The following is a 21,566-nucleotide window of genomic DNA, read 5'->3' on the forward strand; positions in this document are numbered from 1 at the left end:
TTTTATTCTTTGGGGTCCGACAAAACAAAAATCGTTTGCCACGCCAGCCATTGAATTCCCGGAATCTTCAACAAAACCGCGTCCACGATTTCAAAAAACCCGAGCACCGGCTTGAAAACCGGCGTATGCCGGAACGGTACGGCCAATAAGGCGGCCAGATAAAAAAATTTTATGTCAATTTTACCAAAATTTTTTTTGGCGGCGTAAATCGATTCTTTGGTCAAAATATGGTTTGCCTCCCATTCGGTTCGCAATTTCGGCGTCATTTTGCGGTAAAGCTGGAACACCGGATTATAGGCCAAGGGTTCACCGCAAATGACCTGGCCGCCGGGCTTCAAAACCCGCGCCAATTCCGGATAAACTTTTTTTAAATCAAGATGATGCAAAACTCCGGTACAAACAATATAGTCGAACGAATTGGCGGCAAATGCCATATTCTCCCCGTCCATCACCAAAAAGAGCGGCTTGTTTTCCTGCCCTGATTTCTGCGCCTTTTCGTTGGCGAATTTTATTGAGACATCGGAGATATCAATGCCGGTGATATCGGCTCCCAGCGACGCCAAAGAAACGCTCACATCGCCTTCACCGCAACAAAAATCCAGAAATTTTTTGCCCGGAGCAATCCTTTGCGCCACCCAATTATCAATATGCCGGCGGCTTTTGCGAGTTATTGAATAAAACTTTTTATTATCTGCGGCGGCCTCCGCGTCATCAGCCCGGCGCAACATATTCTTCAAATTGTTCGCGTGCTCCCTCTCTTTGATTTTTCGCTGTTCCATTTTGATATTATTTATTTCGTAAAGATTAATTTTAAAAAACCGTTCATTGATCCCAGCGCGTAAGCCAAATGGCGCGATCCAAACGCGACGGGCATCAAAAACGCGTAGCGCCAATCGCGCTCTTTTACGGAAATTTTAACAGAAAAAAACAAACTAAGCAAAATATAAAACGCGGCCAAAAACCACAAAACCGGCCAAAAACCCGGCCAAAAAAACCCGGCAACCGCGAATAAAACCGCAAATAAAAAACACGAAGCGGGCAAATAGTGCCTTAATCTTAGCGATTCCTTGGTAAATTTGCGCGAAAAGATAACCCATGTGCCGCCGTAAAAATCGTGAATAAAAAAATCTTTAAGGTCGGACCGCGCGTAATAGCGGCAAATAATGTCGGGAGCCAGCAATATTTTACCGCCGGATTTTTTTAATCTGACATTAAATTCCATATCTTGGCCGCGCGTCAATTTTTCATTGAAAAAACCTATTTTGTCGAAAATTTCTTTCCGGTAACAACCGCCAAAAACCGTATCCACCCATTTGGGTTCATTGGACTTCATGCGGAAATGGGAATCGCCCACGCCAAACGGACTGGATAAAGCCCGAACAATCGCCTTGCCCATTATCGTGCCATTTCTCGATAGAGTAATCATGCGGCCACCGACATTATCGGCACCGTATTCATTCAGATAGTAAACACATTTGGACAAATAATCATTTTGATAATCAGCGTGCGCCCCCATTATAGCGACAACTTCCCCCTTGGCACTTTGTATGCCGAGGTTAAAAGCAAATGGAGTGAATATTTTTTCATTATCCAGCATCCGAATCCGGCGGTCTTTTTTTGCGTAACTTTCCAAAATCCGGCGCGTGCCATCCGTACTGGCGCCATCGACAACAATAATCTCAAAACGGCCGCCGGGATAATCCTGCGCCAAAACCGCATCAAGACATTTTGCGATGTGCTTTTCCTCGTTGCGGCAAGGAATTACAATTGTTACCAATGGCAATGTAATTTTGTCCATACCATTACTTTAACCGATAAATCTCCAACCCGGCAACTTTTCCCATGCTGATATCGGGTTTGTTTTTTAAAAATTCAGGCGCGGCGCCGGCGGCCTTCCAAACAATATAATAGTCAATGTCGCAATCAAACAGTTGCGAACGCAAATCTTCCCGGCCAAGTTCGAAATTTGGAATACCGTAATACTGTCCCCGAAACTGAAACGCCAGATAAAGCGACCTTGACCATTCGGCATTGGAAGCGATTTTCCCGTTCACGCCGGAATTTTCCAACTGTAAATACATCCGCCGGTCTTCCCGGCCCGTATCCACGCGGGACACAAGTTTGTATATTGGCATCAGCGTAAAAGAAAAAATGGCAAAAAACAATACCGCCGATTTTATTTTCGGATTCTGTTTTAACCATCCAAAATCATCAACGATTTTCGCCGCCAATACCAACAGCAATATCTGCGCAACCCAGATATAGCGTTCTTCAATATGAATCGGAAGATACCCGGCCGTTAATATCAAGATCGTCAAAACCAAACAAATATGGTCGCGGATAAAAATCTTTCGCGAACCGCTTTTGAAAATTATAACGATCGAAATAACCAGCGCGGCCAGCGCCAACAGCGAAAACCGCCCGTAGATGCCGATGAACGCCTTTCCGGAGTTAGCGATCGCATTAAGCGCGTAATGCCGGATTTTTTCGTCGAACGGTACCTTTTGAGCCACCGGAACCGCGATCAATCCCGGATCATCCCACGCGCTCAACGAATATTCATCCGCCGGCGGCAGAAAGCCAAGATAATCCAGCGGATCTCCCTCCGCGCCCGGACCGTAGGCCGCCAGATTATACGCTCCGGTACGACCGATGGTGAATTCTCCGTATTTGGCGGAGATCAACGCGATCCAAACGCCGCCGATAATCGCGAACGCCATTGTTCCGGCGATAAAATTGCGGAAAATATTTTTTCTTTCCGCAACCGTTTTTGACCGCCAGAAGAAAATCGCGCCAAACAGCGCGAAATGAACAATAAAAAATAAAAAGGCGTAAGTTTTGGCAAGATACGCCAATCCGCCCAAAATGCCGCACCACAACCCGTAATTGTTAGCCATGCAATCCTCGCGGAAAATAAAACTTAAGTAAAAAATTATAATCGCTGACAACAACAAATCCGGCGTGGTCAGCGACACGGCGCAATAAACCGCGATCGGAACCAACGCGGCAATAATCATTTTTTTGGCGCGCCCGGCCAGATCAAAACAATCCAAAAGTTTATTTGACGCGATCAGCAATCCCAAACCGGCCAAAATGCCAACGATCTTCGCCGCGACCATCGCCGGAATCCCAAACGCGATAAAGATCGCGATCAACCAAGAATATAACGGGCTCCAAAAACCGTTGACCGCGGGCCAAAAATTTCCCGCGGCGTATTTTTGCGCGATCGAAAGATAGGCCAGTCCGTCGGTATTCCACTGGTAACGGTAAAAAAAGGCGAACAACAACGCCAGAGACAAATACACCACGGCCGATAAAAACTCAAACTTGTTAATTTTTTTAAAAATCGAAGCCATTGAATTTGTTGGCATTTAATTTTATTTCGCAATCACCTTGGCAATAAATATTTATACAAGCCTTCCATCAGCCGCATTTGGGTTTTGTAATCGTTTCTTTCCATAATCGTGCGGCGGGCGTTTTCTCCGATTTTGGTTGTAATCTCGCGATCGGATAAAATTTTAATGATATTTTCCGCCAACACGGCATAATCTTTAACCGGCGACAAAAAACCGTTCTTGCCGTTTTCGATCCACTTGCCGTTTTCTCCGGAATCGGTAACCGCCGGGGGCAAACCGCAAGCCATCGCCTCGGCCGTACTGCCGGCAATGCCCGAATCCGAAAGCGAAGTGGAAACATAGGCGTTAAAACTGCGAAACCAGCGCGGCAAATCATTGTGCGGAATGAATCCGGCGAAAATCACATTGCTTTCAATCCCCAAATCTTTTGCTTGGCGTTTCAATTCCGCTTCAAGCGACCCCCGGCCGCCGATAACAAATTTGGCGGCGGGAATTTTTTCAATCACGATCGCCGCGGCTTTCAACAAAGCGGGAATATCATAAATCGGCTCAAGACTGCGCACGCTGACAACCGAGGGGCAATTTTCAATACCCAATTTTTTTTGCAGTTCCTTGTCGGCCGGACCCGGACAAAAAATATCGGCCTCAACCCCGAAATTGACAATTTTAATTCTTTGTTCGGGTACTCCCAGCCTGATTATCGCGTCTTTCAAATGAAAAGCGTCGCAGGTCACCAAGTTGGCATCTTTCATTGCCGGCGCGATCAAAAGCCTCATCGCCGGTTTTCGCGCCGCGACCAAAATATCCGACCCCCATGCCGTGATCACCAGAGGATGGAACCCGGCAAGCCAAGCCAATACTCCGTTAACGCCCGCGTAATGAGCGTGCAAAATATCCGGTTTGATCTTTTTAACCAATCGGCGCACCGCCCGCGCGTTGGCGATAATTTTAAAACTTTTGAACCGGCTGTCCTTTATCAGATAAAATCTGACATTGGGCGGCAAAACGCCTTCCGGCTTGGAAGTCGATATCCAATCGATATTATGGCCGTTTTCGGCGAAATAGCTTATCCACCGCAGCGAATGCGGACTGGCCGCGTCGGCAATATAACAAATTTTCATGGTTTCAATTTTTTAAACAAATCAATCGCGGAATCCCGGTACAACCCGATATCGGATTTCCTGGGCAAAATAATTTCAAGAAAACTGTTTTTTGAAATGATCTTATACGCGATCGCCGCGCAAAAAAACATTAAACAATAAGTGGCATCGGCGGCCCAAGCCGCGCCGATTATTCCCCATCGAGATATAAAGAATATATTGAAAATAATACCGGAGAAAAACGCGGCCGCGCTGATATAGCTGACGATTATCTGCCGGCCGCGGCCGCAAATGTCGTTGGAAAGTATTTCCCAGCCGCAGTACGCGACAACTCCAATCAGCAATATCCGAAGCGGCTCCACGGCGTCGGCAAACGATGCCGAATACGCCAGCAAAATCAACGGCCGGGCAATCAGCGCCATAGCCAGAATCGCGGGAAAAATTATGAACATCACCGAACGATAAACCAGCGGCGTGAATTCCTTGAGTTTCTTGGGATCGGTTTCGGAAACCACGCGCGAGATCAAAACCGTGCTCACGGATTTGGCAAAAATCAGCAAACCCTCGGAAAGCGCGGCCGCGATCGAATACAAACCCACGGCCGCCGGATTCAAAAACGCGTTGATCAGAAAAAAGTTGACCCGGGTGCTCAAAAACGAAAAAATATGGGAAGGATAAATCTTTAATCCGTAGCTGAAAACATCTTTGATATAATCCCGATTGAGGCGCCAGTCAATTCCGCCCGCCTCTTTGGCCGTGGCGCGAACAAACAAAATATCGGCAATAAAAAATGACGCCGCGTAGGCCAAAATCGCGGCGCTGATCCCCAAATTTAAAAATTGCGGCAAAACCAGCACCAGCGCCAGAAGAACAAGGCTTTGCGATAATGAAATGCGATTGTACGCCCGGATATTTCCCAATCCGATCAATATATGGGAAAGAAGATTAAATCCCAGCGCCAACGGCACCACCGCGATCGCCAAAACGATATTCAAAAGCGCCATTCCGCCAAAGATACCGCCGAAAAAAATCCCGGCCAGCAGAATTCCGGACACCCCCAGCGCTCCCGCGGCAAGAGAAATAAAAACATTGCCGGCAATCACCTGTCCCAAAGGATATTTGTTCTTGCCAACGCAAAAAACTGTTGCCGTGGTCAATCCGAACAAAACGCAAGTTGTCGCCACGGAAGATAAAACCACCGCCAGCGAATAAACTCCGTTGCCCGCGGGACCAAAAATCCGCGCGATTGATATCGACACCGCGATCGTGCAAACCGCCGACAATATCCGCGTAATCAGGGTCGTTAGAGCGTTGGTTGAGAATGATTCTTTCATTTATGCAATGATTACGGCTGCGTCAAACGGTATTGAGTTGACCGTCGTCCTTGTCTTTTGCCAACATCAAAGCCAATCCCGACGGCATAATCATAAACCAAATCAGAACTATGTCTTCGATTTTCGAAAAAAACAACCAGCATATAATTAAACCTAAAGACGCCAACATCGCGAAACGCCCTCTCGCCTCAACCATGGCTATCAATCTTAATGCCGAAACGAAGAAAACCGCCGCGAATAATATCGCGCCGATAATGCCAATATCGGTCAGCAAACTTCCGAAACCGGTGACGCGCACATAATCCGGCAAGCCGCCAAGCGAGTTATAGACAAAATTCTGGCCCGGCAAAACCGGCAATGAATAATCCGGACTCATCTCAACCGTCGGATGGCCCGCCGCTTTCATAAACGGGGCCAAAACATAATGATGGGAGTTTATACCGTAGCCGAAGAAAAAAGTGTCAACACGCTGGCAGATCGCGTCAATCGATGCCCGAACAATCGCGAGCCGACCGGCATCGCCGGCATAGCTGAAAGTGGCGCTGGCAAACATTTGCGTGACGAAAAGAGCCAATTTTTCCCAATAAAACAACATTACCGAAACGACTCCGATCAAACCGACGGGAATAACTTTGCGCAACCCCAATATTGTCGGTGAAATAATAATATATATGGCAATCGCGCCAAAAACACCGCGCGATTCATAAACATACCCGGCTACCAAAGTAAGAATTAACACCGCCCAACCCAGCCATTGCTTGCCCCCGAATCCTTTTCGCAAATAAAGCAACGCCGCCGGAATCGTTACAATCGCCGGTAGCAACGCACCGTTCGGACCCGCCCATTGAAGGCCCTGCACCGTCAGGCTAAGATACGAAATTCCGAAAAAATATTGAATAATAAATCCGTGCAACAAATACGCGAGAAGGTAAACCGTCCAACTCCATAATATCGCGCGAATCAACACCGATTTTTTAGGTGCCGGCAAATCCGTGTTTGAAGTCAAAAAAGCCGCGGCAATAATTAAAACATAAAAACAAATCCACCTCAAAAGCAATATGTCCTGCCACAGGACCAACCCTCGGATGCTCTGAAAAAGCATATAACCGGCTAAAATAAAAAACAACGCCCAATGGATTTGCTCCAACTTCGTTTGAGATTTTTTAACGATTTTAACTTTTTTTAAAATCAAAGCCAAAACCGCTCCGCCGATAACGGCCGCCGTCAGCAATTCATCAACCAACGCAACGCAATAAGGCGTTTTCGGGATCATTATCAATCCCGCCGTGCCAACAGTAATGCAAACAAAAAATAACCAGAAAAACTTCGGCTTGCGCGCGATAAAAATGAATACGCAAACGGCGATTAACGCGTATATTGCCGGTATGATTTGCCAAATTTCCATTTTTTCCGATTAGTTAATGGTTGCGACCCGCTTGCCGAATTTGACTACTCCTTTCAACGCATTATAAAATCGATAATCGTTGGGAAAATCATTATAATCTCTAGCCGGCAAACGCATAATCGCTTCGAATTCATCCGGCGTTATGCCGAATTTCTTTATCACATATTCCTTGTCCCGGAAACTCATTTTTTTGTCGGCGTAAGGATCCGATTTCAAAAATTCCAACGCATCCGCGCGCGCTATTTGGCCGGCGCAGATGAGCGCCGAAAAATGCGCCCGGCGCTTGTCGATGCCGAATTTTTTGGGCAAAATATAACCTTGATAAAATCTTGTGTAAACCGATTCATAATGCTTTCCGCCATAATCTTTCCATCCAAATTTTTCAACAAGTATCTGTTTGGCCTTTTCTTTATCGTATTCAACATAATTCAAAAGCGGAAAAGCTTTAATACCATCGATTAGAGTCGCGTATGCAAGGTCAACCAAGCTTATGTGAGGAAATGTTTTCAATGCTTTGCCGCCATACATCTTTTGGATACTTTTAATCAGCCGCCAATCAATTTTAAAACGCGCCCAGCCAATGGGCATCACCGCTTCCGTGACGAGGTTGCTGCCGGTGATAATATATTTTATTTTTCGAGCGCGCGCTTCGCGGTAAAGCGTGGCCATAATCGCGTGATCGGTGGGAATTTCGCAATCAACGAGAGACGATTTGAAAAACGACAACTGCAAGTCTTTGAATTCCTCCCAATCAAGCACTTTTGTGTAAAGATCAATATCCATTTTCCTAAGAATTCTCTCGATGTTGTCCACCGCCAATTCGGAATCCCAACCATTGTCCAGATGAACCGCCAAAGGCCTCAAGCCCAACCGCTTGACATGATAAGCGACAAAAGAGCTGTCCACCCCGCCGCTAACGCCAATGATACAATCATAATCTTTGCCTTTCCCGGCGGCCGCGATCTTTTGCGCCACTGCGCGCAATTTTTGCCGCCCCTTTTCGTCATAATGAAGCTCTCGGGCAACGCGCTCAAAATAGCTTTTGCAATTGTTGCAAACGCCCTGTTCGTCAAAAATAATGCCCGGATCGCTGGTATCCATAACGCACCGGGAACAAATTTGGTATTTTCTTTCCTGTGCCATATTACTTATCGGCATTGTCGCCGTTCATTCCAAATCCGGGATGAACCGGATATTTAATCAAAACCGCCCGATTTTTTCCATAAAAAACAAACAGGCTCCCCGCGGCAACCGCGCTGGCGCCCGCCTCCAGCGCCGCCGCGAAATCGGAATTTTTCCCCGCGCCGCCGCAAGCAATCACCGGAATCGAAACCGAACCGCTCACCTTGTTGATGAGCTCAATATCATATCCTACCATAGTACCGTCGCGATCAATAGAGTTGAGCAATATTTCTCCCGCGCCCAGCCGCGCGCATTCCTCGGCCCATTCAACAACTCCCTTTCCGGTTCCTTCCGATCCGCCGCGCGTCATAACTTCATATTTTCCGAAAAAATTTTTTTTGGCGTCAATCGAAACGACCACGCTCTGACTGCCAAAAACCAACGCCGCGTCTTTGATCAAGGCCGGATTTTTAAAGGCGGATGAATTTATCGCCGCCTTTTCCGCGCCCAAAGAAAAAATCTGTTTCATTTGATCCACCGAATCGAGACCGCCGCCGTAACAAAGCGGCATAAAACATTCGTTGGTAATTTCCGAAATTTTTTTGTAATCAACCGGTTTCGCAAGTTTCGCCGCTTCAATATCCAAAAAAACAAGCTCGTCAACTTCTTTTTCGTTGAAAATTTTCACCGCGTTGATCGGATCGCCGATATAAACCGAATCCTTGAATTTTATCGTTTTGACCAGCCCGCCGCCCTTGAGAAGCAGTACCGGAATAATTCTTGTCAACAACATGTTTTTTAGGAGGTTTTCATAGATAATATCCATAAGATTGGTTGCCAGATTTGTTCCGGATTCCGTTTTTTCGACCGAGTGAAATTTGAAATGTAGTATTGGCTACATTAAAAATTTCGCGACCGAGGAAAAACGGAAGACGGGGCGAAGATGCAAGCAGGATGTGGATATTATTTATGAAAACCTCCTTAGTATAATTCGGCGAAATTTTTCAACAAGCGCATCCCGAATTTGTGGCTTTTTTCCGGATGAAATTGGACTCCCAGGATATTACCATATTCAACCGCCGAAACAAAATCATAACCGTGATTCGTCGCCGCAACCGCGTCGCGCGCGTCATCGCATACCAAATGGTAAGAATGAACAAAATAGAACCTTGCTTCTTTTTCGAGTCCCGAAAAAAGCTTGCTTTCTTTTTTCAAATTAACCGTGTTCCAACCCATATGGGGAATCTTTAATTTGCCGTCCCTTAACTCGTCGAAATTAAATTTTACCGTTTTCGCGGCAATCCAACCCAATCCTTTTCTTTTGCCCTCTTCGCTTTCGCGCGTAAACAACTGCATACCCAAGCATATCCCCAAAATTGGAGTCTTTTCTTCAAGCGCCTTCCCGTTAAGAACCTTGGTTAGCCCCGTCCGATCAAGCTGATCCATACCGGCATCAAACGCGCCCACCCCGGGAAGAATCAATTTCTCCGCCGCCGCGATTTCGCCGATATCCGAAGTAACTTTTGCCTCAAAACCGATGTGCTTGAGCATATTGGCCATCGACCGCGGATTTCCCATTCCATAATCAACAATTGTTATCATAAAAACAATTTTTATTTTTTATTTTTTTCAATACTTCCCGGGCGATAATATTTTCCGGATATCCGGTCGGAGTAAAAAAACGTTCCGCGATTTCTTTTCCTTTTTTTATCATTCCCGTTTTATAATTTTTGTCACTTCTTATTTTGTGAATTTCTTTGACGAATTCTCCCGCGGTCTTCACTGGCGATATGCCACAATAACTCACCAAATCCAACACACTTCCCATGTTTGGGCTTTCAATAATTATGTTGGGAATGCCAAGCGCCAAGCATTCAAGAAAGACCGTCGAAATAGTGGTCGCGTGAAGATCGGAAGCAACTAAAAGTTCGTAAAGGTCGATATCGCCGTCGGTAACAAATCTTGCCCGCGGATGGAAAAGAATATTGCCATAAGCCTGCCTCCAATCATCTTCCGCGGGATGAAGTTTTATGCAAATGAATAAATCTTCTTCCGAAATAGCCATAGTCTCTTCCATAATCCGCGCAAATCCTTCTTTCGGCAAATTTTCGCTTGAAACCACCGCCAAAAACGCATTTTCGTCAACTCCCAGCGCTTGGCGCACTTTTTTTCTTATCGCTTCTCTTCCGGACAAAGATTCCCTCATGAATTTTTCCATTCTCATATTCCCGGCGATAACAATATCCTTGGACGAAAACTCATTGCCCGAAGCCAAAATAATGTCTTTATATATCCGTCCATGCGCCATGAATTTTTCCGGAAGAGGCTTGGAAAATACATATTCTTGCGGGATGGAATAAATATATCCCGCATGCGCGTTGGTGATTATCCCGTGCTGCATTTCAATCGCCGGGATGCCCATTTTCTTCGCCGCGAAATTTATTGCCATCATCCCGGAATCATAGCTTGATGTTTCGACAATGACATCCGGCTTAAATTTTTTCAAGAAAAATTTCGCCGCCCATATTTGATACAAAACTTTTGCGTATGACTGGTTTATCAATCCGAAGATTTTATCGGAAATCCAATCCGAAGACGGGTAATCATGGCCAAAATCCGTCTGACGGCAAAGATTGTTGAACTCTTCCCATTGAACAATCACCGGCTTTTTTCTTGATTTCGCAAAATTGAAAATTATTGATACCGCGATGGCGGCATCAAAGAAAAAGGCTTCCTTGCGATGCAAAAATGAATGGAAATCATTGGCCATAAGCGAAGGCATTTCAATAACAATGGCACATTCTTCTAATTTCTGATAAACTGGATCAATGTTAATATCTTCGAACTTGCCATTCTTTGTTTTTTTCAAGTCACCGGAATAAGCAAGCAACCAAACCGGCTTTTTTTTATGGCCAGCGGCAATCATGGCAAAACTTTTTAAAGATCTTAATCCAAACGAAATCGTATTGATGAAATTGCGAACCGGAATCGCGCGATATCTCGAAACTTCTTTTTCGACGGCCGCAGAATTCAATTTTTCCAAAAGAGACAAAAAAAACTTATATCTGACAAACCACCAGATTGGAATGCCGCCGGCTTCAAGGCTGTACGCTCCGCATTTGGCTTCCAACAAATTCAATATTTTCAGAGCTTGAGCGTAGATTGGATCCATTATATTGATTAGACTTATGTCTTATAAAAAATTCACCAAAGATGTGGCGATTATGGCCATGGTACAGCTTTTTTATGCGCTGGAAGGAATAATCATCCTGCCCATTATAACAAAATTAATGGGAGCTGAAAATTACGGCGTTTGGACACAACTCCAAGTCACCATTACCCTCGCCGTTTCCCTTTTAACCTTAGGATTGCCATATACGCTAGTTAGATTCTTGGCCGGAGAAAAAAATAAAAAAAACATTCAAGACGGCATCTGGTCATCGTTGGCATTGGTTTGCGTAATATCCATTATCGCGGCTATTATACTGAATATTTTTCCCGAGCCTGTGTCTTATTTTTTCGGACAAAAAAAAATTTTTGCGGTCTTGCTGGCGGTCATCTTGCTATTCTCCGGTTTAAATGAAATTTTATTCAACATCTTCCGCGCCTTTCAGCAAATCAAGAAGTATGCTTTCTTTTTTATCTTCCAAATATTGGCAGAAATAATTTTGGTTTCTTTAACGCTTTTTTGGACTCACGACATACTAAACGCAATCCTTTCTCTTCTGGCGGCCCGTTTATTGACTTTTTTTATAATGATTTCTTTGGTTATAAAGAAAATCGGCGTGACTATCCCCCGTTTTTTAAGAATAAAAGACTATCTGACTTTCGGATTGCCGCTAATCCCCGGCAATCTTGCGACATGGATCGTTCAATCAAGCAATCGCTATTTAATCGGAATTTTTTTAGGAACCGTTTATGTTGGTTACTATGCACCCGCCAATATGCTCAGCAACGCAATCGCGTTATTCGCCGCTCCGTTAAGTTTCGCGTTACCCGCTAAATTATCCGAGCTTTATGATGGAAACAGGGCTGAAGAAGTCAAAAAATATCTTTTGTGTTCTTTAAAATATTTTCTATTGTTGTGTATTCCATCAGTATTCGGATTATCGGTTTTGTCCCGTCCGATCCTTGATCTTTTTTCAACGCCGGAAATTTCGCAAAATTCTTATTATATAGTTCCGTTTGTCGCGCTTGCCATGTTATTTTCCGGCATCTACGCGATCATTTCGCAGATTATCTCGCTTCTCAAGAAAACCCACATTACAAGCGCGATATGGCTAGCCGCTTCTTTAGCCAATATCGGATTGAATTTTTTATTCATACCCAAAATGGGAATTCTTGGAGCAGCCATAACAACTCTCATCACCTACGCATTGGTGTTGGCCGCGACCAGTTATTATGTTTTACGAAATTTTTCCGTAGAAATTGATTGGAAATTCATCTCAAAAAGCTTCCTGGCGGCGACGATAATGTCTTTTTTTCTAATATATTTTTCCCCCCATACCGCGATCTCGGCAATAATAACAATAGGCGCGGGCGCCCTGATCTATGGAGTTTTAATTATTTCGTTTGGGGGTATTGATAAAAAAGAAATCGACTCGCTAAAAAACATATTTAAACTATAAAATAATTTTCGGCGGAATAAAAAAATACATTGATGTCGGGGTATTAACCCCGCCATCAACCAACGGAAAAATCAAAAAACATTATCGCGCCGAACATAAAATTTTTCCCAAATTATCGCAAACATAATCGATATCGTCTCCCGCCAAATTGTTATAAAAAGGCAATGCAATCGTTGAACCGGAAACCTTCTCGGTAATTGGAAAATCATTTTCGCGGTATGAAAAAAGTTTTGCGTAAAAAGGCTCCATATGGATTGCGGGAAAATAATTGTTGCAAGAAATACCTTCCACCGCCAATCTCTTTATAACCGTGTCCCTTTGTTCTCGGGAAAATAACTTATCGTCAAGTTTGATAACATAAACAAACCAACTCATTTTAGTATCTATGGAAACATAGGGAATTCTCACGCATTTCATATTTTTCAGCCGATCGCTATAACGCCTTGCCACATTTTCCCGTTTTTCCAATATCTCGCCTATTCTGCCGATCTGGGCCACTCCCAGCGCCGCACTCAATTCGCTCATACGGTAATTATATCCAAGCATCGTGTGCGAAAGCCAAGCGCCGCCATCGCTCCGACCTTGATTTCTCATACTCCGGCACAAACACGCGATATTATCGTTATCGGTCAAAACCATACCGCCTTCGGCGGTTGTTATCTGCTTGTTAGGATAAAACGCCATAACGGCGCAATCGCCGAATGATCCCACTTTTTTGTTTTTATATTCCGCGCCGATCGCTTCGCAAGCATCTTCGATCACCGCCAGATTATGTTTTTTGGCGATAAACATAATTTTTTCCATATCGCAAGGATGGCCAAATACATGCACCGGCAATATGGCTTTGGTTTTCGAAGTAATCTTTTCTTCAATTTTTTCCGGGTCTATGCATAAAGTGCGCGGATCGATATCAACAAATACCGGTATGGCTCTTTCAAAAATAACGCAGTTTGCCGACGCAATAAAACTGAAAGGCGTTGTAATCACTTCATCGCCGTCTTTGATACCCAAGCTTCTCACGCATAAGTGCAAACCGCTGGTACCGCTGTTTACCGCTATTGCATGCTTAACGCCGATATAATCGGCAACTTTCTGTTCAAATTCTTTTATCCTGGGCCCAATGCTTAAAGTTGAAGTGGAAAGGACTTGGTTTATCAAATCAATCTCCTTGCGGGTAATATCGGGGTTCGAAAGAGGTATCGTTTTCAAATCCTGAAGCAGCACAACATCAACAATAACATTTTTATCATCAACAATCGGAATCAATTGAATGCCATTTTTTATCATCTTATCCAATATCTGGTCGGCCGGAGTTTGGCGGGTGGATGTTACCATATTGGTGTTCATTATTTCTCCAACCTTGGTCTGTAAATCCTTTCCCGACAACAATGCACGGCGTATGTCGCCATCGGTGATAACCCCAAATAATTTCTTGCCATCGCCAACGACAAAAACGCCCCGGACACCACTTTTATCCAAATTAGCCATTGCCTCCTGAATGGTGCTGTCCTCCTTAATGACGATGGAATCGATATTGGTATTCATATCTTAGCGCCGCTTTATTATTCAACTTACCGGCTTCATCACCCGCGCGGGAATGCCAGCCGCAATCACATTATCCGGAATATCTTCATTCACAAAACTAAAAGCGCCAACGGTGGAATTCTCCCCCACGGTAACACCCGGCATCACCATGGAATGGGATCCTATTTTGCAATTTTTTTTCAGAGTCACCCTTCCTTCCTTGTTGTCAATCGTCGATACGGAATAGATTGAGCAATGCGACCCGACCTGTACCGTTTCACCGATAACAACCCCGTTTTTGGCGTTAATGTAGGTAAATGCCCCGATATCCGAACCAAAACCAAGCGACAAATTATTTTTATGCTGAACAACCCAATTGTATTTCGTGGGTTTGCCTTCCTTAATCTGAGGATATTTCCAATTTTCAAATCTTTGCTCCATATTTTAATTCAGTAAATTATTTTCTTTTGCAATAAGGCTTGATTGATCGGGATATGCGCCAGAACTTGGGCGATTTTCACCCCGGCGAAACCGTTACCGTAAGGACTGCCGCATCTTTTAATTTTTTTTAAAAAAGCCTTATCGGAAAGAACTGTTTTAATTGCTTTGATTATCTCATTTTTTTTACAGACAGTATCAATGATGTTCTCCGACCGTTCCCGGCCTTCCTGCCTTTCTCCAAGATTAATCACCGGCAAATGAAACAACGGTGCTTCAATAATCCCGGAACTTGAGTTGCCGATAAGAACTCTGGAGAACTTCATAAGGCTTAAAAAATCTTTGCGGTCAAGATTTTTAAAAATTTTAATGAACGGATATTTTCGATAATTCTCAATTACTTTTATCATTTTTCTGCCGCCCGCGTCGGAATTCGGATAAATAACCATTGTCTGACAGCCCGTTTCCAGTATCGCTTCCATAGTCTCTTTCATCTGATTTGGAGCATCTTCGCCTGAAGTGGCGGGATGCTGGAGTACCATTAAAACCGGTTGGGAAAAATTCAAACTGTATTTTTTTTCCAGCGTTTCGGGCGCGCACAATTCATCATTTAAAATTTCGTCCAAACCGGGGGCGCCCGCGATAAACACCCGGCTTAAGTTCTCCCCCATTTTTACTATTCTTTGCGCCGATTTTTTAGTGGCGGGAAAATGAATATGAGACAGTTTCGTAATCGCGTGACGGCTTATTTCGTCCACCGTCGAACTGATATCTCCGCCATGTACATGGGCGACAGGAATTCCCGCATATACCCCAACAACCGCCGCTCCCAACATCTCGGCCCGGTCACCCATAATCAATATAATATCGGGTTTTATCCGGCTTATTTTTTTGGACAGTTGATCGATAAACAATCCGATGAATTTTGCCATGGATATGCGATTGTCTTTTTGATATGTCGCCAAAAACCTATGGACTTTGAATCCGTCTTTTTTAATTTCCTTGATCGTGCTCCCGAACTCCTTCATCAAGTGCATTCCAGTGGCGGCAATCTCAACCGAGATTCCCGGGCACCTTTGAACCGAGAAAAGCGTTTCCTTCATCAAACCATAATCCGCCCTCGTTCCGGATATATATAAAATTTTTCTTTTTTCTTTTTCCATACGAGAATTGTTTATTCCGCCAATTATTTTTATTCCAATCATCTGCCCGAAAATAACCGCCGATTATGAGTAATAAATCACTATATCATCTTCCGGTCATTTAACAATAATTAACGCTCGGCAAACCGGCTGGTTAGAAGCGATATCCTCGCCGAGAGTCAGTTTCTTGCCTAGCCTTATAAATGGCTTTTCAATAAATTTATATATGATTATCGAGACCAGAATTGTAACCGCAACGGAAAATGAAATAATAAAAAATGGGTCCACCGGCATAATTTTACCAGTAGCAATCTTGGTAATTTCCAAAATAAATGGATGCAATAAATAAATCGGATACGCCGCCAGGCATATGTTAGTCCACGGCTTTTTAACCGGTTTCGGCAAATCAAAATCGCTTTTCCAAAAAAGAAGCACGGCGGCGATTGAAAAAGCGGAAAAAAATATTCTGTTAATCCCTGTTGTTATCGCGATTGCGTCACCCCTCACATCAACAAAAACAAACAGCAAGACAACCATAGACAAAAATATAAAGTTGATTTCTTTCTTTATTATCAACCCTTTAAGATTATAATAAAGCGCAATTCCGGAAATGAATAGGAAGAGATTATTGAAAGGATTAATATAATTATTCCATTCGTTTACGAGGGTTGATTGGCTATTGATCTGGGAAAAAGAAAAAAATAGCCCGACAATAATAGCAAAAATGAAGAAAATATTTCCGTATAGGAGCTTTCTATTGTAGAGCAAAATAACAACGGGCGTCATCGCGTAATATACCATTTCGTTCCCAATCGACCACGCCCCATCGGATATATAGCGGCTAGGGTCAATAAATCCAAAAAGTGTCGTGAGATTCAGTACGATAGTGTAAAAATCAATCGGTTTTTGATTATAAACGGAAGCGACAACAAAAATGGCAACCGCAATCCACAATACCGGCCAGATGCGAAAAACGCGGCGAACAAGAAAAAAGATTGACGATTTAACGCCTTTTATGTAATCACCGTAAACAAGCGCCAAGCTTAAACCGGACAAAATAAAAAAAATTGAAACCGCATATATGCCAAGTTTTCCCAAAACAGTGCCAATCGGCACCACCGCGAATTCCCACGACACATAATGATACAACATGATCGAAATCGCCATTAAACCGCGCAACCAGTCCAAACTCTCAATTCTGTTGATTGATGGTTGAGTCATTGGAATTATAATCGCCATGCCGCCTCAATTGGAAAAACCGGCGGCATTCTGCCTCATTCGCAGTCGTCGAAGTTCGCAACCCTTGAAAATACTCCGATGAGCCGCGGATTCAAATAGTAAAAAAATCCAAGCCGATCGCGCTTGAATCGCAGATATCTATTCGGCGAATTTATCCCGCGAAATCAATTCGTTCTCGGCAATCGGCGCAACTGTTTTTTTGCCGACAATGCTTTGCAAAAATTTCGGCGCGATTCCCGTACCCGGCCTCTTGATTGCCAACATTCCCTCACCGATGATTTCGCCCGCCGCGATATCGCGGGTCGCGATAATGCTTTTCCGGGCAATTTTAGCGGTTTCCATTTCGCTTGGAGCGGGAATTTTCATCCCGCTTCCCAATGCCGCCTCAATATCCAATCCGAGAATGATATTTTCCGCTGATTCCCCTTGAGCCATCCGCCCCTCTACTCCCCGAATGCCATCAACCAATATCTTCAATTCATCCGGTTCCAAAGATGCTTTGTGGTCCGGTCCGAACATGTTACGGTCTAGCGTGAAATGTTTTTCAATCACGCGCGCACCCAAGGCAACCGCCGCCAGAGAAATGTTAATCTTTTCGGTGTGGTCGGAATAGCCCACCATAATGTCAAGCTCGTTTTGCATTGTCCGTATCGCCCGCAGATTAACTTCGTTAAGAGGCGTAGGGTAATTGGTCGTGCAATGCAAGATAACCAATTGTCGATTGATTGGCAGAATCCAGCCAACCGCTTCTTTGGTTTCCTCCATAGTCGCCATGCCCGTGGCAACGATCATTGGCAAGCCTTTTGATGCTATATACTCCAGTATCGGCTTGTTGGTCAAGTCGCCGCTGCCCACTTTGATTGCCGGGCACAACTCGGCCGCCAAATCAACATCGGCCTTGCACGAATGCGGCGTGGACATGAAAATAATACCGGCACGGTCGCAATAGGCTTTCAATTCGCGGAAATCTTCATAGGATAATTCCAGCCGCTTAAGCATTTCATACTGCGATTCAATCTTACCAATATTCTCTAACTGGTAATCCGCCTGTTTTGCGTCTGGCGTCACGATTTCTTCGGCTTTGAAAGTCTGGAATTTCACCGCGTCAACCCCGGCCCGCTTTGCCGCGTCAACAAGCTTTTTTGCCAAAAGAATATCGCCATTATGGTTCACCCCCGCCTCGGCAATAATAAAACACTGACAATCTTCGCCTATTGATTTATCGCCTATTTTGAAAACAGCCATACGCCTTAAGTTAATCTTTTAAATCCTTGGTGGGCAACTGGCCCTTTCAATAATTTATTCACTTTGTTTTGGTCGACGGCTTTTTTAATCAAAGCGAAAACCTCATCGACATTAACAAGGTACGCGTCCACATCTTTTGGCTTATGACTATAAGTCGCGTAAACGCTTTTGGACGCAAGATACCCCCTTTTCAGCATTTCTTGCGTGAACAGAGTGTGCATCGCTTGATTGTTCTCTCCGTAATCAAAAGAAAAAGTTGCCAACGAAGGAATGTTGAATGTTTTAACGGCCAAACCGTGTTTTTTGGCCGATTTCTGCCAACCGGCAGTTATCCGCTTGCCGATCATGCACAAATGCTTGGGAACTTTGTATTTTTGCATCTTCCTGATCGTGGCCAGCGCGGCAACCGGCCCGATCCTCTCGGTCCAGTAAGTGCTGGAAATGAAAGTGTTTTGCGCCGCGTCCATAACTTTTTTAGTTCCGATTATAGTCGCCATCGGATATCCGTTGCCCATCGCCTTTCCGAGCACCGCGATATCCGGATAAACTTTGGCGAGCATATGAATTCCTCCGACATTCATCCTGAACCCCGAAGTTATTTCATCGAAAATCAAAACAATTCCCTTTTGCGTCGCTATCCGCCGGATCTCCTCCAGAAAACCGACTTGCGGTTCGTGCTCTCTTTGCGGCTCCATCACGATCACGCCGATGTCGTTTTCCCGGACTATTTTTTCCAATTCTTCTATCTTGTTGTAATTAAACGGCAGTATTGTGCCCTTTAAAGCCCGCGGAACTCCGAGAGGCATAAGCCCAGGCATAAGCTGGCCATCCAAATTCTTGCTACCGGCCAAGTTCGCGGAAAGATACCAATCATGCCATCCGTGATAACCGCAAAAAGCGATGGTATCCTTGCCGGTGTGGGCGCGGGCTATCCGCACTGCCACCGCCAGCGCTTCTCCGCCCGTCCGCGCATATCGTACCATCTCCGCCCAAGGATGGAGTTTCAACAGCAATTTGGCCAACTCAACCTCTTCGGGCGAATTCAGGGTGCACATCGAGCCTTCATCAATCGCTTTTTTCACGGCCCGGTTCACATCGCTGTCCGCGTAACCAAGCGCGCAGGTCCCGACGCCCATATGCGACATATCGATAAGCTTATTTCCGTCCAAATCCCAAACTTCTATGCCCTTGGCTTTTTTGAAATAAGAAGGCCATTGGTCGGGCAAAAACATTTCCGATCTTTTCGAAAGCAGCTGATTTCCTCCCGGGATGATTTTTTTGGCTTCATTCCATAAAGCGGTTCCCTTTTTTATTTTTATTTCTTTTTTCATAGCGCTTGTTTTTGTTCTATCCTGTTCAATAATCGCAGAACCTTGATATCGTCTTCGAGCGTATTGGGAAACACACTCCGCCCGCTGACGGCATCGGCGAAAGTTTTCATTTCTTCGATGTACATTTCTTCGGTAATATTTTCGTTGTATCCGAGCGCCGCGGACAATTTTTTATAAGGAATGCTGATCCAGTTTTTTTTATCGGCCTCGTACACCTTCACGCAATCCTCGTCCCACCTCCAGAAAATTTGGGCTTTCTCCAAATTCAATGTCAAGCTCCTCGTCGCGTACCTTGAAACAACATCGATAAGCATGCTCCCGAATTTGTCGCCGAAGTCCATTGCGAAAGCGTAGGTATCGTCGATATCAACGCCCATATCCAGCGTTTTGCCGAAAAATCCGGTGATGTTTTCGGGAAGGCCCAGGATATCGGTGATCCAGGTCAGTTCAAAAGAAACCATTTCCCGGGCGCCGCTGGTTTCTTTTTTGCCAACGTAAAAATTTTTTATGCTCTCGTTGGGATGCCAATCGGGCAAATACTGGCCCAGGTAATAAACAAAATTGGTCACCTTGCCATACTCGCCGCCTTTGACAATTTCTTTGATTTTGGCAATCGCCGGATGAAACCGGAAAGTGCAGGAAGGCGCGATGAAAACTTTATTCTCCCGCGACAACGCGTCCAGCTCTTCCAGCCCCTCGATCAGAACGCTCGCTTCGACAAACGCGGAAATTTTCTTCTCGATCGCCAGTTTGATATATTCATTGTGCTTGTCGGGCGGCGTGGAGATTATAAGCGTATCTGGATTTTGAGCCAGCGCGTCATTCAGGTTTTCGAAAGTTTTAATGCCGTATTTTTCGCCAGCTTCATCGCGCTTCTCGCGGCTGAAATCAAAACCGATAACCTCCCCCGCATTTAAATACTGGAGGTTGCGAATTCTCCTTTTTCCCATTGAGCCCAATCCGATTATTAAAAATTTCATATTGATTTATTATTTAGTTTGTTTTCCATGATCGCCTCATTACATATAAAATCACATAAATCGTCAATCTCGTAATTTTGCCATCTTTCGATAAAATAAGGAATTGTTTTTTTCGTGTAGAATGTGCCGGTTTTTTTTAAAGCGTTTGTTTTCACGATATAAATCACCCCATAAGGGAAATAAGCCTTTGCCAGTTGTTGCCTCTGGTGAAACGCGTGTTTTGTTTTAACGAATGGAATAACGAAATCTTTTTCGATTTTTTTCGCTATCTGGGGTTTTTCAAGCTGGATGGCGCCAAGACTCACCAATGAATCCGCTCTCTCGTAATTTTTAATGAATAATTCGATTGCGTCGTCAATGTCGTTTTTCTTTCTTAAGGGAGATGTTGGCTCCAGTAAAACAATAATATCGAAACATTCTCCCTTTTCCTCGAACCATCCAATTGCATGCACAATCGCATCAAGCGTCGAGGAATTATCTTGAGCCAATTCTTTCGGCCTTAAAAATGGAATATCTGCCCCATATTTCTTTGAAATTACTGCAATTTTTTTGTCATCTGTGCTTACTATCAGTTTGTCTATATATTTGCTTTTTTTTGCATGTTCAATCGTCCAGGCAATAAGGGGCTTCCCCAATAACGGTTTTATATTTTTCCCCGGCAACCCCTTTGATCCGCCGCGCGCAGGAATAATGGCAATTATTTTTTGTTTTTTATCCGCCAT

19 protein-coding genes and 1 pseudogene are annotated in these 21,566 nt (G+C 44.4%); 1 reads left to right on the forward strand and 19 read right to left on the reverse strand.

Annotation, left to right across the window (positions count from 1 at the left end; genetic code table 11):
* Positions 1-2 precede the first annotated feature (2 nt).
* The 10 genes from L7H18_04355 to L7H18_04400 form a co-directional block, all read right to left on the reverse strand.
* Positions 3-779, reverse strand: a complete 777-nt coding sequence (locus tag L7H18_04355) for a class I SAM-dependent methyltransferase (GenBank protein UMX47647.1) — start codon at positions 777-779, stop codon at positions 3-5.
* A gap of 11 nt (positions 780-790) precedes the next feature.
* A complete protein-coding gene (locus L7H18_04360) occupies positions 791-1,798 on the reverse strand; it encodes a glycosyltransferase family 2 protein (protein ID UMX47648.1) in 1,008 nt (335 codons plus the stop codon).
* Between the two features lie 4 nt (positions 1,799-1,802).
* Entirely contained in the window at positions 1,803-3,371 is a 1,569-nt protein-coding gene (locus L7H18_04365) for a hypothetical protein (GenBank protein UMX47649.1), read from the reverse strand.
* Between the two features lie 17 nt (positions 3,372-3,388).
* Entirely contained in the window at positions 3,389-4,477 is a 1,089-nt protein-coding gene (locus L7H18_04370; protein UMX47650.1) for a glycosyltransferase family 4 protein, read from the reverse strand.
* On the reverse strand, positions 4,474-5,790 hold the full coding sequence (locus tag L7H18_04375; GenBank protein UMX47651.1) for an oligosaccharide flippase family protein: 1,317 nt from the start codon (positions 5,788-5,790) through the stop codon (positions 4,474-4,476). The genes L7H18_04370 and L7H18_04375 overlap by 4 nt, the downstream gene beginning before the upstream one ends.
* Before the next feature lie 22 nt (positions 5,791-5,812).
* Entirely contained in the window at positions 5,813-7,195 is a 1,383-nt protein-coding gene (locus L7H18_04380; GenBank protein UMX47652.1) for a hypothetical protein, read from the reverse strand.
* Between the two features lie 9 nt (positions 7,196-7,204).
* Positions 7,205-8,338, reverse strand: coding sequence for an N-acetyl sugar amidotransferase (locus L7H18_04385; protein UMX47653.1), 1,134 nt, complete (start codon positions 8,336-8,338; stop codon positions 7,205-7,207).
* 1 nt (position 8,339) lies between these two features.
* A complete protein-coding gene (locus L7H18_04390) occupies positions 8,340-9,110 on the reverse strand; it encodes an AglZ/HisF2 family acetamidino modification protein (GenBank protein ID UMX48453.1) in 771 nt (256 codons plus the stop codon).
* 188 nt (positions 9,111-9,298) lie between these two features.
* Complete coding sequence (gene hisH / locus L7H18_04395) at positions 9,299-9,919, reverse strand: imidazole glycerol phosphate synthase subunit HisH (protein ID UMX47654.1); 621 nt, start codon at positions 9,917-9,919, stop codon at positions 9,299-9,301.
* Positions 9,903-11,489 carry a hypothetical protein gene (locus L7H18_04400; protein UMX47655.1) on the reverse strand — a complete coding sequence of 529 codons (1,587 nt, stop codon included), beginning with the start codon at positions 11,487-11,489 and terminating at the stop codon, positions 9,903-9,905. The genes hisH and L7H18_04400 overlap by 17 nt, the downstream gene beginning before the upstream one ends.
* A 16-nt stretch (positions 11,490-11,505) precedes the next feature.
* Between L7H18_04400 and L7H18_04405 the strand changes: the two genes are divergently transcribed.
* A complete protein-coding gene (locus L7H18_04405; GenBank protein ID UMX47656.1) occupies positions 11,506-12,945 on the forward strand; it encodes a flippase in 1,440 nt (479 codons plus the stop codon).
* 81 nt (positions 12,946-13,026) lie between these two features.
* Here the strand turns inward: L7H18_04405 and L7H18_04410 are convergent, their stop codons facing one another.
* From L7H18_04410 to L7H18_04450, 9 genes and pseudogenes are all read right to left on the reverse strand, one after another.
* On the reverse strand, positions 13,027-14,154 hold the full coding sequence (locus tag L7H18_04410; protein UMX48454.1) for a DegT/DnrJ/EryC1/StrS family aminotransferase: 1,128 nt from the start codon (positions 14,152-14,154) through the stop codon (positions 13,027-13,029).
* A 57-nt stretch (positions 14,155-14,211) separates the two neighbouring features.
* Positions 14,212-14,433 (reverse strand): annotated as a pseudogene (locus tag L7H18_04415) (CBS domain-containing protein).
* 78 nt (positions 14,434-14,511) lie between these two features.
* Entirely contained in the window at positions 14,512-14,910 is a 399-nt protein-coding gene (locus tag L7H18_04420; GenBank protein UMX47657.1) for an acyltransferase, read from the reverse strand.
* An 8-nt stretch (positions 14,911-14,918) separates the two neighbouring features.
* The gene (neuC, locus tag L7H18_04425) at positions 14,919-16,070 is read right to left on the reverse strand and encodes a UDP-N-acetylglucosamine 2-epimerase (protein UMX47658.1); all 1,152 of its coding nucleotides are present in this window, start codon (positions 16,068-16,070) and stop codon (positions 14,919-14,921) included.
* A gap of 96 nt (positions 16,071-16,166) precedes the next feature.
* Positions 16,167-17,270 carry an acyltransferase gene (locus L7H18_04430; GenBank protein ID UMX47659.1) on the reverse strand — a complete coding sequence of 368 codons (1,104 nt, stop codon included), beginning with the start codon at positions 17,268-17,270 and terminating at the stop codon, positions 16,167-16,169.
* Positions 17,271-17,426: 156 nt separating this feature from the next.
* Positions 17,427-18,533: an N-acetylneuraminate synthase family protein gene (locus L7H18_04435; protein ID UMX47660.1), complete on the reverse strand. Its 1,107-nt coding sequence runs from the start codon at positions 18,531-18,533 to the stop codon at positions 17,427-17,429.
* A 5-nt stretch (positions 18,534-18,538) separates the two neighbouring features.
* Positions 18,539-19,864 carry an aminotransferase class III-fold pyridoxal phosphate-dependent enzyme gene (locus L7H18_04440; protein ID UMX47661.1) on the reverse strand — a complete coding sequence of 442 codons (1,326 nt, stop codon included), beginning with the start codon at positions 19,862-19,864 and terminating at the stop codon, positions 18,539-18,541.
* Complete coding sequence (locus L7H18_04445) at positions 19,861-20,844, reverse strand: Gfo/Idh/MocA family oxidoreductase (protein ID UMX47662.1); 984 nt, start codon at positions 20,842-20,844, stop codon at positions 19,861-19,863. The genes L7H18_04440 and L7H18_04445 overlap by 4 nt, the downstream gene beginning before the upstream one ends.
* Positions 20,841-21,566, reverse strand: a complete 726-nt coding sequence (locus tag L7H18_04450; protein ID UMX47663.1) for an acylneuraminate cytidylyltransferase family protein — start codon at positions 21,564-21,566, stop codon at positions 20,841-20,843. The genes L7H18_04445 and L7H18_04450 overlap by 4 nt, the downstream gene beginning before the upstream one ends.

The organism is Candidatus Nealsonbacteria bacterium DGGOD1a, assembly GCA_022530585.1.
In the GTDB taxonomy this organism is placed as follows: domain Bacteria; phylum Patescibacteriota; class Minisyncoccia; order Minisyncoccales; family UBA5738; genus UBA5738.